Origin of the sequence: Amycolatopsis silviterrae, from assembly GCF_042684085.1 — a bacterium.
GTDB classification, from domain to species: Bacteria; Actinomycetota; Actinomycetes; order Mycobacteriales; family Pseudonocardiaceae; genus Amycolatopsis; species Amycolatopsis silviterrae.
In genome coordinates this window covers 12,573-28,304 of record NZ_JBHUKS010000003.1, presented here as the reverse complement: position 1 = coordinate 28,304, position 15,732 = coordinate 12,573, and the positions used below count along the sequence as shown (strand labels likewise).

The 15,732-nt window shown below is 68.2% G+C and carries 15 protein-coding genes; 3 read left to right on the top strand and 12 right to left on the bottom strand.

Annotation, left to right across the window (positions count from 1 at the left end):
* Nucleotides 1–85 precede the first annotated feature (85 nt).
* Together ACFSVL_RS01785 and ACFSVL_RS01780 are read left to right on the top strand one after the other, a co-directional pair.
* Nucleotides 86–883, top strand: a complete 798-nt coding sequence (locus ACFSVL_RS01785) for a cyclase family protein (RefSeq protein ID WP_378299737.1) — start codon at nt 86–88, stop codon at nt 881–883.
* Nucleotides 880–2,508, top strand: a complete 1,629-nt coding sequence (locus ACFSVL_RS01780) for a thiamine pyrophosphate-binding protein (RefSeq protein WP_378299735.1) — start codon at nt 880–882, stop codon at nt 2,506–2,508. The genes ACFSVL_RS01785 and ACFSVL_RS01780 overlap by 4 nt, the downstream gene beginning before the upstream one ends.
* Here the strand turns inward: ACFSVL_RS01780 and ACFSVL_RS01775 are convergent.
* From ACFSVL_RS01775 to ACFSVL_RS01730, 10 genes are all read right to left on the bottom strand, one after another.
* Nucleotides 2,468–3,841: an APC family permease gene (locus ACFSVL_RS01775; protein WP_378299733.1), complete on the bottom strand. Its 1,374-nt coding sequence runs from the start codon at nt 3,839–3,841 to the stop codon at nt 2,468–2,470. The genes ACFSVL_RS01780 and ACFSVL_RS01775 overlap by 41 nt on opposite strands.
* Nucleotides 3,842–3,888: 47 nt before the next feature.
* Nucleotides 3,889–4,449, bottom strand: a complete 561-nt coding sequence (locus ACFSVL_RS01770; RefSeq protein ID WP_378299731.1) for a hypothetical protein — start codon at nt 4,447–4,449, stop codon at nt 3,889–3,891.
* 36 nt (nt 4,450–4,485) lie between these two features.
* Nucleotides 4,486–5,763 carry an MFS transporter gene (locus ACFSVL_RS01765; RefSeq protein ID WP_378300374.1) on the bottom strand — a complete coding sequence of 426 codons (1,278 nt, stop codon included), beginning with the start codon at nt 5,761–5,763 and terminating at the stop codon, nt 4,486–4,488.
* A gap of 714 nt (nt 5,764–6,477) precedes the next feature.
* Nucleotides 6,478–7,143 (bottom strand): pyridoxamine 5'-phosphate oxidase, encoded by a 666-nt coding sequence (gene pdxH, locus ACFSVL_RS01760; protein ID WP_378299729.1) that lies wholly within the window; start codon nt 7,141–7,143, stop codon nt 6,478–6,480.
* A 140-nt stretch (nt 7,144–7,283) separates the two neighbouring features.
* A complete protein-coding gene (locus tag ACFSVL_RS01755; protein WP_378299727.1) occupies nt 7,284–7,997 on the bottom strand; it encodes an urease accessory protein UreD in 714 nt (237 codons plus the stop codon).
* Nucleotides 7,994–8,695: an urease accessory protein UreG gene (ureG, locus tag ACFSVL_RS01750; protein ID WP_378299725.1), complete on the bottom strand. Its 702-nt coding sequence runs from the start codon at nt 8,693–8,695 to the stop codon at nt 7,994–7,996. Before ureG ends, ACFSVL_RS01755 begins: the two co-directional genes overlap by 4 nt.
* Nucleotides 8,685–9,371, bottom strand: coding sequence for an urease accessory protein UreF (locus tag ACFSVL_RS01745; protein ID WP_378299723.1), 687 nt, complete (start codon nt 9,369–9,371; stop codon nt 8,685–8,687). Before ACFSVL_RS01745 ends, ureG begins: the two co-directional genes overlap by 11 nt.
* Nucleotides 9,371–11,092: an urease subunit alpha gene (locus tag ACFSVL_RS01740; RefSeq protein ID WP_378299721.1), complete on the bottom strand. Its 1,722-nt coding sequence runs from the start codon at nt 11,090–11,092 to the stop codon at nt 9,371–9,373. The genes ACFSVL_RS01745 and ACFSVL_RS01740 overlap by 1 nt, the downstream gene beginning before the upstream one ends.
* Entirely contained in the window at nt 11,092–11,397 is a 306-nt protein-coding gene (locus ACFSVL_RS01735; RefSeq protein WP_378299719.1) for an urease subunit beta, read from the bottom strand. Before ACFSVL_RS01735 ends, ACFSVL_RS01740 begins: the two co-directional genes overlap by 1 nt.
* Before the next feature lie 10 nt (nt 11,398–11,407).
* A complete protein-coding gene (locus ACFSVL_RS01730) occupies nt 11,408–11,710 on the bottom strand; it encodes an urease subunit gamma (RefSeq protein ID WP_378299717.1) in 303 nt (100 codons plus the stop codon).
* Between the two features lie 436 nt (nt 11,711–12,146).
* Here ACFSVL_RS01730 and ACFSVL_RS01725 point away from each other — a divergent pair, with 436 nt between their 5' ends.
* On the top strand, nt 12,147–13,286 hold the full coding sequence (locus ACFSVL_RS01725) for a citrate synthase 2 (protein ID WP_378299715.1): 1,140 nt from the start codon (nt 12,147–12,149) through the stop codon (nt 13,284–13,286).
* 54 nt (nt 13,287–13,340) lie between these two features.
* On the opposite strand, the gene ACFSVL_RS01720 is transcribed toward ACFSVL_RS01725, so the two are convergent.
* On the bottom strand, nt 13,341–13,922 hold the full coding sequence (locus tag ACFSVL_RS01720; RefSeq protein WP_378300372.1) for a TetR/AcrR family transcriptional regulator: 582 nt from the start codon (nt 13,920–13,922) through the stop codon (nt 13,341–13,343).
* 14 nt (nt 13,923–13,936) lie between these two features.
* Nucleotides 13,937–15,643: an SDR family oxidoreductase gene (locus ACFSVL_RS01715; protein ID WP_378300370.1), complete on the bottom strand. Its 1,707-nt coding sequence runs from the start codon at nt 15,641–15,643 to the stop codon at nt 13,937–13,939.
* Nucleotides 15,644–15,732: the final 89 nt, after the last annotated feature.

Below are 15,732 nucleotides of genomic sequence, written 5' to 3'. Positions count from 1 at the left end.
CCGGTACTGTAGATATGGCCTTCCGCGCTGTCAACGACCGTCAAGGATCCGCAATAGCGCGCCCCGCGACCGAGAGGACGCACCGATGAGCATCCCCGCCGAGACCGCGGTCGACCAGCTCCTGACTCAGCTGGCCGAGGGCCGGCTCCAGGTCGTCGACCTCACCAACAAACTCAGCGCCGATACCCCGACCCTGCGGCTGCCGGAGCCGTTCGCGAACCTGATCGACTTCAGCCTCGAATCGGTCAGCGAGTTCGACGACTCCGGCCCGCTGTGGCGGCACAACAACATCCACACCGGCGAGCACATCGGCACCCACCTCGACGCGCCGCGGCACTGGATCTCCAACCGCGACGGTGCCGACGTTTCGGAGCTGCCGGTCAGCAGGCTGATCGGACCCGCGCACGTCCTCGACATCTCCGCGCGCGCCGCCGAAGATCCGGACTTCCTGCTGGAGGTCGACGACATCCGCGCCTGGGAGGCCGAGCACGGGCCGTTGCGCGAAGGCGGCTGGCTGCTCGTGCACTCCGGATGGGACCAATACGCGCAGGACCGTGACGCGTTCCTCAACTTCTCCGACGGTGCCAGCCACACCCCGGGCATCTCGGCCGCGGCTGCCCAATGGCTCGCCGAAGAGACGCCGATCGCCGGCTACGGCGTAGAAACCGTCGGCATCGACGCCGGGAACGGCTTCGCGCTCGACCCGCCCATGCCCGCACACCACCATTTGCTCGGCGCGGACAAATACGGCATCACCTCGTTGCAGAACCTCGGTTCACTGCCGCCGACCGGTGCGCTCGTCGTGGTCTGCCCGCTGCCGATCGTCGGCGGAACCGGCAGCCCGGCGCGGGTGCTCGCGGTGGTGCCCGGGGGCCAGCTGTGAACGTTGCACAAGCCGTCGGGATCGCGTTGACCAAGTTTGGCGTCCGCAAGGCGTTCGGCGTGGTGGGCAGCGGGAACTTCCACTTCACCAACGGCCTGATCCAGGGCGGGGCCGAGTTCGTCGCGGCCCGGCACGAGGGCGGCGCGACCACCATGGCCGACGCGTATGCACGGTGCAGCGGCGAAGTCGCGGTGGTGTCGGTGCACCAAGGCTGCGGGCTGGGCAACGCGACCACCGGGATCGGCGAGGCGGCGAAGAGCCGGACCCCGTTGATCATCGTGACCGGCGAGGCGACCGACCCGCTGTCAAACTTTCACATCGACCAGGACGCGCTCGCCCGGTCCGTGGGAGCGAGCAGCATCCTGGTCCGCTCGGCGAAAACCGCGCTGGCCGACGTGCGCCGCGCGTTCACCCAAGCCCGGCGCGACCGGCGGACTGTCCTTTTGCGACTCCCGCTGGACGTGCAGGCCGAGCCGATCGAGGAAAGCCTTCTCGACGGCCTGGGCGCCATCTTGCCGCTGCCACAACCACGAGCCGCCGATCCGGAGGTGCAGGCCCTCGCGGAGATTCTGCAGCACGCCGAGCGTCCGGTATTCCTTTGTGGACGCGGCTCCCGGACAGCCCGTCCCGAACTGGTCGCACTGGCCGATCGCTGCGGAGCGCTGCTCGCCGAAGGCGCAGTCGCGAAAGGACTGTTCACCGGCGAACCGTGGGCGATCGGGGTGTCCGGCGGGTTTTCCTCACCGCTGACGACCGAACTCATCCAGGGCGCGGACGTCGTCGTCGGCTGGGGTTCCGCGCTCAACGACTGGACCACCGCGCACGGCCGGTTGCTTTCCCCGGAAACGACTCTCGTGCAGGTCGACCTGGAATCCGCCGCACTGGGCCGGAACCGGCCGGTCAACCTGGGCATCGTCGGCGACGTCGCCGGTACCGCCGCTGCGGTCGCCGCACTGCTCGAAGTCCACAGTGGATACCGCAACGATCAGCTCAAGGACCGGATCGCCCGGGAAATCCGCTGGCGCGACAACGCACACGACGACGCCGGGACCGCCGACGTCATCGACCCGCGCACGTTGTCCGCCGCCCTGAACGAGATCATTCCGGCCAACCGGGTCGTCGGCGTCGATTCCGGGAACTTCATGGGCTACCCCACGATGTACCTCGACGTCCCGGACGAGAACGGCTTCTGCTTCACCCAGGCGTTCCAGTCGATCGGTCTCGGACTGGCGACCACGACCGGCGCGGCACTCGCCCAGCCGGACCGCTTCCCGGTCGCGGCCTGCGGCGACGGCGGGTTCCTGATGAGCATCGCCGAGCTGGAAACCGTGGTCCGGCTGAAGCTGCCGATGCTGATCGTCGTTTACAACGACCACGCCTACGGCGCCGAGGTGTACTTCTTCGAGCCCGGCGGACACCCGGCCGACACGGTGACCTTCCCCGACACGGACATCGCCGCCATCGCCCGCGGCTACGGCTGTGATGCGATCACAGTCCGCGCCAAGGAAGACCTCGACGAAGTGGCAACGCGGATCGCAGCCGGGCTCGACCGGCCGCTGGTGGTCGACGCGAAGATCGCCGGGTTCAGCGCTTGGTGGCTCCAGGCCGCGATGACGCACCACTGACCGCGCGCTTCACCAGGAGGTTCACCACCCACAACACGACGCCGACGGCGAGCAGGATGCCGGCCACCCGGTAATCCTGCGCCGGACGGCCGGACAGCGGGCTCACCAGGTACAGGCAGAACACCGCCGCGAGCACCGGGATCGCCGTCGGCGCGCGGAAGTGCTTGTGCGCCACCTTGTCCTTGCGCAGCACCAGCAACGCGATGTTGACGATGGCGAACACCACGAGCAACAGCAACGCGGTCGTGCCGCCGAGCGCACTGATGTCCACAAAGGACACCAGGCCGATGGCGATGACACTGGTGAAGATGATCGACACCCACGGCGTCCGGCGAGCCGGGTGCACGCGACCGAACACCGGCGGCAGGACGCGTTCGTTCGAGAGGCCGTACAGCAGCCGGCTGGCCATCAGCATGTTGATCAGCGCCGAGTTGATCACAGCGAACAGACCGATCGCTGAGAAAATTTCACGCGGGAACCCGGGCGCGCCGACGTCGAGCACCTTCAGCAGCGCGTCGCTCTTCGCGCCGGCCAGCTCGGCGGCCGGGACGAGCAGCGAGGACGTCACCGAGACCAGCACGTAGATCGTCGCGGCGATGACCATGCCCCACAGCATCGCGCGCGGGAAAATCCGTACCGGGTCATGGCATTCCTCGGCCATGTTCACCGAGTCCTCGAAGCCCACCATCGCGAAGAACGCCAGCGAGGTGGCCGACGAGATGGCGACCAGCCACGTCTTGTCCGCGGTGTCGATCTCGACCAGCCGGGACGGTTCGCCGTCACCGTTCAGCACCGCCCAGACGCCGACGCCGATAATGATCAACAGCCCGGCCAGCTCGATGCAGGTGAGGACGACATTGGCCTTCACCGATTCGCCGATGCCGCGGAAGTTGATCAGCGCCAGCAGCACCACGAACGCGATGCCGACCAGCACCGTCGGCAGCTTCACGAACGCCGCGAGATAGGTCGCGCCGAAGGCCACCGCGGCCGACGACGCCGAGGTGATCCCTGAACACATCACCGCGAACGCGACCATGAAGGTCAGGAACGGCACCCCGAACGCCTTGTTCGTGTACAGCGCCGCGCCGGCCGCGCGCGGGTACTTGCCGACCAGTTCGAGATAGCTGAACGCGGTCATGAACGCGACCACGAAAGCCAGCAGGAACGGCAGCCACAACGCGCCGCCGACGCGTCCGGCGACCTGCCCGGTCAGCGCGTAGACGCCGGTGCCGATGATGTCGCCGACCACGAAGAACAGCAGCAGCTTCGGCCCCATGACCCGCAGCAGCGCCGGCTCGGCGACCTTGGATGTGTCCTCGCTCACGTCCGTCATGGGCGGTTAGTGTGCCTTGTCCGGACGCGCGCGGGAAGTGGGGGTGATCAGGCCTTGCCGACCGCCGTGTGCACTAGGGGGGTCATCATTTCCTTGGTCATCTTGACCGGTCCGGTGTAGTTGACCAGCACCGGAACGCCGTTGGACACCTTGGCCGCGGCGAGCGTGGCGGTCTTCTGCTGGTCCACATAGAACACCGCGCCGTCCGGGAAGCCCGGCACGTCGACCGCGCCCGGCTTGGCCTTCTTGATCGCCGCGATCATGTCGGCGGGCTTGGCCTTGCGCCCTTCGTAACGGGTCACCGCGAGCGCGCCGGCGGTCTTGCCTTCGACGACGTACTCGCAGCTCGTGGCCTTGCCGCCGTTGCTCGGGTTGTCGTGGGCGGGGCCGGCCTTCGAGGTGATGCCGGGGATCTTGATCGCCTTGCTGACGTCGTCGGACGACAGCAAGGAGCAGGTGTCCGCCGCCTTCGTGGCGGGCGCGGACGAGGAAGCCGGAGCCTTGGACGCGGGCGGCGGAGCCGGCGCGGCGGCCTTCTGCTCACCCGAGGAGCAGGCGGTGAGGACAGCAGCGGCGGAGATCAACAAAGCGATCGGGTATGCACGCATATCGGGCATGCTATTCCGATCGGAGTAACGCCACTGTCAGTGGTCCTCTTCGAGCGGCGCGCGATACCTCCAGAACCCAGGCAGAACCGCCAGCGAAGCCACCACCAACACGATCACCAGCACCCCGCCCCCAGTCGCCGCGGCCTTCGTCCCCCAGGCCGCGGCCGCCCAGCCGTGCGTGAGGTCAGCGATCCGCGGCCCACCCGCGACGACCACGGTGAACACCCCTTGGAGCCGCCCGCGCATCTCGTCGGTGGTGGCGGTCTGCAGGATCGCCTGCCGGTACACCGCGCTGACCATGTCCGCCGCGCCGCCGAGCGCGATGAACACCAGCGCCAGCCACAGCGAATGCGCGAGCCCGAACGCCGCCATCGCCGCACCCCAGCAGCAGATCGCGATGACGACCGCCGCGCCCTGCCGGTACACCCGATGCAGCCAGCCGGAGAACAACCCGATCAGCATCGCCCCCGCCGGCAGCGCGGCGTAAAGCATGCCAAGCGCCGGCCCGCCGCCGGGCGGATCGCCGAAGGTCCGCTCGGCCATCTCCGGAATCAACGCCCGAGGCATGCCGGCGACCATCGCGATAATGTCCACGACGAACGACGCCAACAGCACTTTTTGCTTGGCCAGATAACGGAATCCGTCGATCACCGAGCCAATGCCCGCCTTGCGCGCCCCCTCGCCAAGCGGCGGAATGGACGGCAGCCGCCACACCGCAATCAGCGTGATCATCAGCGCGCAGACGTCCACCAGGTACAAAGTGGACAGTCCGATCACCGGAATCAGCGCCCCGCCGAACAACGGCCCGAACACCGCGCCGAACGTGCCCATCGTGGTGTTGAGCGCGTTCGCCGACGGCAACAACGAGGCAGGCACCAACCGCGCGACCACCGCACCGCGAGTAGGGAAGTTGATCGCGAAAAACGCCTGGTTGAGGGCAAGCAGCCCCAGCACAAGCCACACCGAATGCAGCCCGGCGAACGCCTGGAGCCACAACAACGCGGACGTAACCGCGACCCCGACGTTGGTCACGAACAACAACTTCCGCCGGTCCACCGCATCGGCGATCGCCCCGCCCCACAGCCCGAACACAAGCAGCGGCACGAGCGCGACCGCTCCGGTCAACCCGACATATCCGGACGATCCGGTAATATCGAAGACCTGCTTCGGCACCGCGACCGCAGTGAGCTGCGACCCGACCGCAGTGACCGCGGTAGACATCCACAGCCGCCGAAAAGCCGGAATCTTCAGCGGACGAGTATCAACGACAATCCGGCCGAGGAGCTTGCGGGCCCCGTTACGGGGCGGGCGTATCCCCGGTTCTGAAGTCACGAGCTATCAGCTTAGTTGTGCTAACGAACCGGGCGCAGGTGATTTTCCCCGCACCCGGGCAGAGGTGATGGGACAGCGCCCCATGCCACCTTGAGGTCTCTCCCAGCAACTCCGCGCACGGCGGGGTCCGCACCCGCTAGGCGACCCACATGGCCCTCCCTCCTGCGGGAAGTCCGTGAGGGCCACCTTCACAGCCCCAGGGTTCCCCTCACAGCCCCCTACCGCCACCGGAGTCTGCGAGGGCCACCTTCACAGCCCCAGATTCCCCCGGGGTTCCCCTCGCAGCCCGCCACCGCCGCCGGAATCCGTGAGGGCCCCCTTCACGGACCCAGATTCCCTCAAGGAGTCCTTCACGGACCTTGACCGCCCGCCGGATGCACCCAATGCGGCATTGGGTGCATCCCACGCACCCAATGCGGCATTCGTTGCGCCTAACGCACCCAATGCCACATTGGGGCGCAAGCCCCACCCCCACCCAGCCGCCGCCGACGCACCCGCCCAACCCACCAAGGCACCCACACCCCCCGCACCCCGATACGAAGCCAAAAACACGGCGCGGGGGTGCTTGTCAAGGCATCTTTCCCGCCTTGACAAGCACCCCCGCGCCGTAGTCACAATCGGGCTTCGGGGTGCCCCACGCAAGAACCCAGAGCAATGTCGCCGCCAGGCGACGAGCCCAAGCCCAAGCCGAAAACCTCAGGGAGCCAACCGCTCCACCTGCCACCCATCAAGCGTCCGATGGAACCGAAGCCGGTCATGCAACCGGTCCTCCCGCCCCTGCCAGAACTCCACAAAATCCGGCCGGATCCGCCATCCACCCCAATGCGGCGGAGCAGGAATCTGCTCAACATCCGCAAACCGCCGCTCAATATTGCGCAGCGCGTTGTCCAACGCCCGCCGCCCCTCAACCACCCGAGACTGCGGCGACGCCCAAGCCCCCAACTGCGACCCACGCGGCCGCTGAGCCCAATAAGCAGCCGTCTCGTCCGCACTAACCTTCTCAACCTCCCCCCGCACCGTCACCTGACGATGCAGCGGATACCAAGGGAAGGTGGCCGAGGCGTAGCGAGTAGCCGTGAGGTCATGGCTCTTCGCCGAGGTGTAGTTCGTATAGAACACAACACCGCGCTCGTCGAAGCCCTTGCACAGCACCGTGCGCGAAGACGGCTTGCCGTCGGCGTCGGCGGTCGCCAGCACCATCGCGTTGGGTTCCGCGAGCGCTTCGGACACCGCCTGGCTCAGCCAGCTTTCCAGCTGCTCATGCCAGGTCCCCGCGAGCGCCGACTCGTCAAACGGCGCACCGTCGTACGCCACCCGCATGCCGGGCAGCCGCACGACCGCCTCGTCGATCTCCGGTGTCATCCGGCCCAACCTCCGTTACCCCTGGTGAGGGTGTCGAATCACGGCTATCCGCCGACGGTATTGGGTCGCCGGTCCCGGCGAAACCCACCGAACGGTGACTCCTGCCACGCCCGGACCGCCATCGGGCCGCAATCCGCTGTTCACCTGCTGGTCCATGATCGATCCAGAGCTGTGGCGGTCACGACGTCCGGGGCCAATGCGGTGGTCAGCATCCCGCCCGCGGCCAGCGGCGTCCGCGACCACCACGGGCCTGATTCCGCAGGTCCGGGCGGTCCGCCGAACTCGACGTCGGTCACCAGCACGCGATGTCCGGCCAGCACTGCGAGGCTCGCGTCCAGGGCGGCGTCGCCGACGGTCTGCGTTTGCCGGAGCGCGGGGACTCCACCGCAGGTCACGTGCACTGTCGAGGACAGCTGACCAGGCCGTTCACCTTCGCGGCCGAGGACGAGCACTTCCCGGGTACGGAACCGGGCGGTCGACGCCAGGTCGGCGCGCAGCACGGCGACGTGGTCCGCCCGGGCGGTGACGACAGTCGGCTCCGGCAGGTACTCGCACGAACCGCCGTCCTCGACGGTGACCTCCACAGTGGACAAACTCGGCCCGCCGCGCAGGCCAGGCAACGCGAGCGTCGCCGCGACCCCGGACAGCTTCAGCTCCGCGCCCGCCTCGACCCGGATCTCGAGCCGCAGCTCGTCTCCGCCGAGCGGGGCGGTCGCGGAGTTGACCAGGTGCACCATCGCGCCGAGGCCGCTTCGGCGACGCGGGACGAGCGTGAGCGGGGCCATCGATTTCAGCTCCCGCAGCGCCGTCCGTCCGCCGTCGAAGGCCGCGACCAGGCGCGCGTGCGCCTTCACCCCTGCCGGACCGGCACCAGCGAACGCACCCAGTCCGCCACGCCCGGGGCGTCCGGAGTGTCCACTAGCGACTGCGCGAGCACCGGCAGTTCGCCGCGCATCCGGTGCGCGTCCGAGGTCATCACGGTCAGGTCGGCGCCGACCAGCGGGGCGAGGTCCGTTTTGTTGATCACCAGCAGGTCAGCGGTCGTCACGCCGGGGCCGCCCTTGCGCGGCACCTTGTCCCCGCCCGCGACGTCGACCACGAAGATCTGGCTGTCGGCCAGCCCGCGGCTGAACACCGCGGTCAGGTTGTCGCCGCCGCTTTCCACGATCACCAGCTCCAGGCCGGGGAACTTCTCCTCCAGCCGCTCCACCGCGTCGAGGTTCGCGGTGATGTCGTCGCGGATCGCGGTGTGCGGGCAGGCTCCGGTCTGCACCGCCTCGATCCGTTCCGGGTCGAGGACGCCCGCCCGGCGCAGGAAGTCGGCGTCCTCGGTGGTGTAGATGTCGTTGGTGACCACGGCGAGGTTCAGCTCGTTGCCCAGCGCGCGGCACAACGCGGCGGTGAGCGCGGTTTTGCCGCTGCCGACCGGGCCGCCGATGCCGATCCGGTACGCCCGCCCGGCGGTCGGCGCGGCGTCGTAGTGGTCCGGTTCGGTGGCGGTCGGGTCGAAGTTGACCGCGTGGAAATGCCCGTGACCGTGTTCAGCTGGCAAAGAGACGCACCTCTTCCTGGTGATGCCGAGCGTGTTCCTCGGCGAACAAATCCAGCGCCGGCGACGCTGGAGCTGGCAAATCGACCGGATCGGCACCGGCGGTCTCGGCCGCCCGGTCGCTTACCTCGCGCAACGGCCCGGCGAGCCGCATGACCACGGCGTTCACCGCGAACGGATCCAGCCCGAGCAGCCGTACCGCCGCGCTGGCCGGACCGCTCACCGCGAGGTAGGCGACTGCCATCGCCGCGTCGAACGGGCTGCCGCCGCCGATGCCGACAAGAGCCCCGCTGACGATCGGATGATGCGGACGCGGAGTCTCGCCGAGCAGCTGCGACAGCACTGGCGACGGCCACGCCACCCGCCCAGCCCGGGCCGTACCCCGGCCTTGCGCTCGCGACGCTTCCCGTTGCGCGAGCGATGGCGTACGAGCGTCGAGTTCCTGATCGAGCCGACGCCAATGTCCACTCTCGACACCCCGAGCAGCGGCGTGCGCCGAGGCAGCTGCGAAGGCCGCAGCGAGGAAGCCCGCCGTGCACAACCGTCCAAAGAGGAATCCCGGCAAGTCGCGTTCGGACCGTACGAGGCCACGTGCCGCTATCTCTTCGAGCCCGCCGGAATGCACGTGCCCGCCGCCAGGGAAGCGGGAGTCCGCGAGAATGAGCGCGACCGGGTCCATCAGAACAGGAAATACCGTTGCGCCATGGGCAATTCGGCCACCGGATGCGGTTCGATCAGCTCTCCGTCCACACGTACCGCGAAACTGTCCGGATCCACCCGTACCTCCGGTGTCGCGTCGTTCAGCACCATGTCCGCCTTAGTCCGGCGACGGGTGTTCGCCACCGGCACCAGCGGCCGACTAATGCGAAACCGTTCGGACAGCCCGGAATCCAGCGCTTCCGGGGCCACGAAATGCAGACTGGACGCAGCCGCCACCGCGGGCGCGGCACCGAACATCGGCCGCGCGAGCACCGGTTGCGGCGTCGGGATCGAAGCGTTCGCGTCCCCCATCGCCGCCCACGCCGGGAACCCGCCCTTCAGCACCACATGCGGGCGGACACCGAAGAACTTCGGTTCCCACAGCACTAAATCAGCGAGCTTGCCGATTTCGACCGAGCCGATCTCCGCGTCCATTCCATGCGCGATCGCCGGGTTGATCGTGTACTTCGCGACGTAACGGCGAGCGCGCAGATTGTCCGCGGGCCCGTCGCCGGGAAGCGCGCCACGGCGGCTTTTCATCACATGCGCGGTCTGCCAGGTCCGGATGATCACCTCGCCGATCCGCCCCATCGCCTGCGAATCGGAACTCATCATCGAGATCGCGCCGAGGTCGTGCAGCACGTCCTCGGCGGCGATCGTGCTCGGCCGGATCCGGCTTTCCGCGAACGCCAGATCCTCGGGCACCGACGGATTCAGGTGGTGGCACACCATGAGCATGTCAAGATGCTCGTCGAGGGTGTTGACCGTATGCGGCCGGGTCGGATTCGTCGAGGAGGGAAGGAAATTCGCCATCCCGGAGACCTCGATGATGTCCGGCGCGTGCCCGCCGCCCGCTCCTTCGGTGTGGTAGGCGTTGATCGACCGGCCGCCAATCGCCTCCACAGTGGACTCCAGGAAGCCAGCCTCATTGAGCGTGTCCGTATGAATCGCGACCTGTACACCGGATTCGTCCGCGACAGTAAGGCAAGCGTCGATCGCAGCCGGGGTCGAACCCCAGTCCTCATGCAGCTTGAACCCGCCCGCGCCGGCCGCCAGCTGCTCCCGCAACGCATCGTGGCGGACGGTATTCCCCTTGCCCAGCAGCAGCACGTTCACTGGCTGACTGTCCATTGCGGACAGCATCCGGCCCAGATTCCAGGCCCCGGGAGTCACCGTCGTCGCCTTGGTTCCCTCGTTCGGCCCAGTCCCGCCACCGACCAAAGTGGTCAGTCCGGCCGCGAGCGCGGTGTCCACCAGCTGCGGGCAGACGAAGTGCACGTGACAGTCGATGCCACCAGCGGTGAGGATCTTCCCGTTTCCCGCCAGCACTTCCGTGGACGGCCCGATCACCAGCGCCGGGTCGACCCCGTCCATCGTGTCCGGATTACCCGCCTTGCCGATCCCGACAACGCGCCCGTCGCGAACGCCGACGTCGGCCTTCACCACTCCCCAGTGGTCAAGAATCACCGCACCGGTGATCACCAGATCGGGCGCCCCCTCGGCGCGGGTGGCCATCCCCTGGCCCATCGACTCGCGAATCACCTTGCCGCCGCCGAAGAGCACCTCGTCACCGCTGCCGCCAGGCCCCATGGACCGGTCCTCGGTCACCTCGATCAGCAGATCGGTGTCCGCGAGCCGGATCCGGTCGCCGGCCGTCGGGCCGAACAGCTCGGCGTAGCGGGCGCGGTCGATTTCCGGCATCAGAACTCCCCGGCGTATTCCGCGCGCAGCCCCGGCACCCGCCGGTTTCCGCTGAGCGGCACGAGGTCCACCTCGCGATCGATGCCCGGCTCGAACCGCACCGAGGTCCCGGCCGGCACGTCAAGCCGGTGCCCGCGGGCGGCTTCGCGGTCGAACTCCAGGCCGGGATTGACCGCCGCGAAGTGATAATGCGAACCGACCTGCACCGGCCGGTCGCCGAGATTGCGCACCCGCAACCGCACCCGGGCCCGCCCCGGATTCAGCGGGACCGATTCGGCACCGGGAATGATCTCGCCTGGCCGCACGGATTCCTCCTCACGCAATCGGATCGTGCACGGTGACGAGCTTCGTACCATCCGGAAAAGTGGCCTCCACCTGGACGGAATCCACCATTTCGGGCACTCCGGAAAGCACCTGCGCACGAGAAAGCACCGAACGCCCGCCCGCGGCGAGTTCAGTGACCGTGCGCCCGTCGCGAGCGCCTTCGAGGACATAGTCGGTGATCAGTGCGACGGCTTCGGGGTGATTGAGCCGGACACCGCGCTCGAGCCGTTTGCGAGCAACGTCCGCCGCGACGTGCACCAGCAATTTGTCGCGTTCCTGCGGGCTCAAGTGCATAGCCAAGGTCTTACCACCGGAGTACGGGGTGCGCCCGATTCGGATACACGGTGTTTACTTTTCGAGCCGGCGGCACTGAATACCTTTCGGGCGAACTTCGCTCTCACGACATTCACGGAGCCGTGCCGGTTCGATTACCGAGCGTGACACTGACCCCTCGCTCAGCTCCCTCCGCAAGCCGGGATTCACCTCCCGTCCACCGGGGTACCAGTCTGCGGTCACGTCACCGAACGGAAGAAAGTGGCGTCCCGGCCCCACCTGGACTGAATCGTTCTCGTAATCGTGACCGAAACCACCACATCTTCCGTTGCCCCAGCCGGGCAAAGGGAGCATGGTTTGTCCCACCGTGCGATGAGGCGCGCAAGGAGCCAGCGTGTATCCCGTCCGCGCGTGCACAACACAGCCGGGGAATGCGCATCGAAAGGGTTCGCGAAGAGTGACTACCTCCACGATCAGCAAGACCAACGAAGCCGACGACGGGTTCCGGCCTGGCCTTGAGGGCATCGTCGCGTTTCGGACCGAAATCGCCGAACCCGACCGGGACGGCGGCGCACTGCGCTATCGCGGCGTCGACATCGAGGATCTCGCCGGGAAGGTGACCTTCGGTGACGTATGGGGACTCCTGGTCGACGGCCGGTTCGGGCACGGGCTGCCGCCCGCCGAGCCGTTCCCGCTTCCGGTGCACACCGGTGACGTCCGGGTCGACGTCCAGGCCGCGCTCGCCATGCTCGCCCCGATCTGGGGATACCGCCCGCTGCTCGACATCACCGACGAGGAGGCGCGCGACCAGCTCGCCCGTGCTTCGGTGATGGCGCTGTCCTACGTCGCGCAGTCCGCGCGCGGCATCGGCCAGCCCGCGGTGCCGCAGTCGCGGGTCGACGAGGCGAAGTCGATCACCGAGCGGTTCATGATCCGCTGGCGCGGCGAGCCGGACCCGGCGCACGTCAAGGCGGTCGACGCGTACTGGGTTTCCGCCGCCGAGCACGGCCTCAACGCCTCCACCTTCACCGCGCGCGTCATCGCCTCCACCGGGGCGGACGTCGCGGCGTCGCTGTCCGGCGCGATCGGCGCGATGTCCGGCCCGCTGCACGGCGGGGCCCCGGCGCGCGTGCTGCCGATGATCGAGGAGGTCGAGCGTTCGGGTGACGCCCGCGCGCTGGTCAAGGGCATCCTCGACCGCAAGGAGCGGCTGATGGGCTTCGGCCACCGCGTGTACCGCGCGGAGGACCCGCGCGCCCGCGTGCTGCGCCGCACCTGCAAGGAACTGGGCGCCGAACGCTACGAGGTGGCCGCCGCGCTGGAGCAGGCCGCGCTGGCCGAGCTGCGCGAACGCCGTCCGGACCACCCGATCGAAACGAACGTCGAGTTCTGGGCCGCGGTGATCCTGGACTTCGCGAAGGTGCCGCCGCACATGATGCCCGCGATGTTCTCGTCCGCGCGCACCGCCGGCTGGGCGGCGCACATCCTGGAGCAGAAGCAGACCGGCCGCCTGGTCCGCCCGTCGGCGAAGTACGTCGGCCCCGGCCCGCGCACGCCTTCCGAGGTCGACGGCTGGGACGCCATTTCCCAGGCCTGACCTGCTTGTCCGTGAAGGACTCCTTGAGGGAATCAGATTCCCTCAAGGAGTCCTTCACGGCTTTGCGGCTAGGTGCGTATCGGTGGCGGCGAGCATCGCGGTGAGCTGATCGACCAGCCAGCCGTCCAGCGTTTCCCTCGGCACGGTGCCTTCCTGCAGCCACGACAGCAAAGCTCCCTCGACCACTGCCGTCCAGCAGCGCAGGGTCAGCAGCACCAGCGGGGACGGCTCAGGAATCGCCAGCGCTTCCAGGATCAGTTCGACAGCACGGTTGCGGACCTCGTCGATCGCCGCGTCCGTCTCCGAAGTAGCGATCACTGAACCGGTCCGCAGTAACGCGACGTAGCCCTCGCGGTAATGCGCGGCGACGTCGACGAGCCCGCGCACCGCCGCGCGCAGCCGTTCTTCCGGCGGGCCTTCCTCCAGCGTCGCGAGCCGGTCGACCAGACCGTCGGTAACTGTCCGCAACGCCTGCATTTGCAATTCCCGCAGGCTCGGGAAATACCGGTAGAACAATGGCCGCGACACTTCGGCGCGGGCCACGATGTCGTCCACCGTGACCAATTCCGGGGCCCGGCTGCCGAACAGATCCAGCGCGGCCGCGATGAGATCGTCCCGCCGGGCCTGTGCGGTCATCCGGCGTGGACGGCTCACGGCGTGACGTCCAGCTTCGCCGCCGCGCGCAGCAAACCCGGTGTCAGTCGCGAAAGGACCAACGCGACCTTCGCTTCCGGAGTGGACGGTTGGATCGCGACGTTCTTCTCCACCGCGCGCAGAATGTCCCGCGCCACTCGTTCCGGACCGAAATTGCGCCGCGCGTAAAGCTTCGACGATTCCTTCTGCCGTCGCTTCTCCTCGACCTGGTCCACGCCGACGAACTTGGTCGTCTTAGTGATGTTCGTGTTCACCAGCCCCGGGCACACCGCGGTAACGCCGATGCCCTCGGAAGCCAACTCTGCCCGCAAGCCATTGCTCAATGCGAGCACAGCCGCTTTCGTGGTGCCGTAGGCGGTGAGAATCTTCGACGGCAGATACGCCGCGGCAGACGCGAGATTCACGATCTGCCCGCCCTCGGCGCGTTCCTTCATCATCGGCGCGAACGCGCGGCACCCGTGGATCACGCCCCACAGGTTGACGTCCACGACCTTCTCCCAGTCCTCGATCGTCGTGTCGAGGAACGGGCCGGACATGCCGATCCCGGCGTTGTTTACCACGATGTCCGGCACCCCGAACTCGTCTCGCACCTGCGCGGCGAACCGAGCGACCGCATCGCCGTCCGAAGAGTCCACTGTGTACTCACCGGCGTCGACCCCGCGTTCCCGCACCAGTTTCGCGGTTTCCGCGGCAGAATCGCCGTTGATGTCGCTGACGACCACGTCCGCTCCCTCAGCGGCGAACGCCAGCGCGGTCTCCCGCCCGATGCCGCTGCCCGCGCCGGTCACGACCACGAGATGGTGCGCGAAGCGACCCCGGCCGCCGTCGACCCGCGCCCGCCGCAGCGCCCGCGTTTCCTCACCGGTTTCCACCGACGCGATCAGCTCAGCCGCCGCGGCAGCAACCACCGCAGGCTTCGTCCGGGTGATCCAGTGCGACCCGACCACCCGCCGGACGTGCAGGTCCGGCACCCAGCGTTCGACCTCGGTCTGCAGCGGCGTGGTGACGTACGAATCGCCGGTCGGCGCGAGCACCTGCACCGGGATTTCCGCCGGACGCGGGCGCGGCCGGGAAAGCCGCGGCCCCATGTTCGCCCGGTACAGCTTCAGCCCGTGCACGCCGTCGGCCGTTTTCGGCGACGACTCGGCAGGCTCCAGCTTCCGGATCATCGTGCGCATGATTCCGGTGCGCCACAACAGTTCCGGGATCAACGGCACCTGGAACGCGACGATGTAGTACGAGTGCAGGAACTGCCGCAACGCGTGCCCGAGACGACGCGGCGTCGGCCGGGTCAGCTGCGCGCGGAACCAAGCGCCGGCGTGATCGAGGCTGGGCCCGGAAAGCGAGGTGTACGAAGCGATCCGGCCACGCAGCCGGTCGCCGGTGACCGCGTGCCAGGCCTGGATCGAACCCCAGTCGTGCGCGACGAGGTGGACCTTGCGCAGCGGCTGCACCTCGTCGACCACCGCGGCGAGGTCGTCGGCAAGCTGGTCCAGCCGGTACGCCCGGCGCGGCCGCGGCTTGTCGGATTCTCCCGCGCCGCGCACGTCGTAGACGACCACGCGGTGCTCGCGGCGCAGCTCCTCGGCGACGCCGTCCCACATCGAGCTGTTGTCCGGATACCCGTGCACGAGCACGACCGTGGGCCCGTCCGGGTTGCCGCTCACCCGGACCGAAAGGCGGACTCCGTCGCTGGCAGTCACCTGCTTGTGAGACATCTTGTCATGTTAGACAACTTGTCAACAGCGAGCCCCGTGGTTCCACGGGAAACCAGCGTGTCCACCGTTCGACG

Bases quoted from the DNA above. Each gene is read 5' to 3' on its own strand.
- ACFSVL_RS01775 (WP_378299733.1), bottom strand. From the start codon at position 3,841: ATGACGGACGTGAGCGAGGACACATCCAAGGTCGCCGAGCCGGCGCTG.
- pdxH (WP_378299729.1), bottom strand. From the start codon at position 7,143: ATGACACCGGAGATCGACGAGGCGGTCGTGCGGCTGCCCGGCATGCGG.
- ACFSVL_RS01740 (WP_378299721.1), bottom strand. From the start codon at position 11,092: ATGCCGGAAATCGACCGCGCCCGCTACGCCGAGCTGTTCGGCCCGACG.
- ACFSVL_RS01785 (WP_378299737.1), top strand. From the start codon at position 86: ATGAGCATCCCCGCCGAGACCGCGGTCGACCAGCTCCTGACTCAGCTG.
- ACFSVL_RS01770 (WP_378299731.1), bottom strand. From the start codon at position 4,449: ATGCGTGCATACCCGATCGCTTTGTTGATCTCCGCCGCTGCTGTCCTC.
- ACFSVL_RS01745 (WP_378299723.1), bottom strand. From the start codon at position 9,371: ATGGACCCGGTCGCGCTCATTCTCGCGGACTCCCGCTTCCCTGGCGGC.
- ACFSVL_RS01720 (WP_378300372.1), bottom strand. From the start codon at position 13,922: ATGACCGCACAGGCCCGGCGGGACGATCTCATCGCGGCCGCGCTGGAT.
- ACFSVL_RS01730 (WP_378299717.1), bottom strand. From the start codon at position 11,710: ATGCACTTGAGCCCGCAGGAACGCGACAAATTGCTGGTGCACGTCGCG.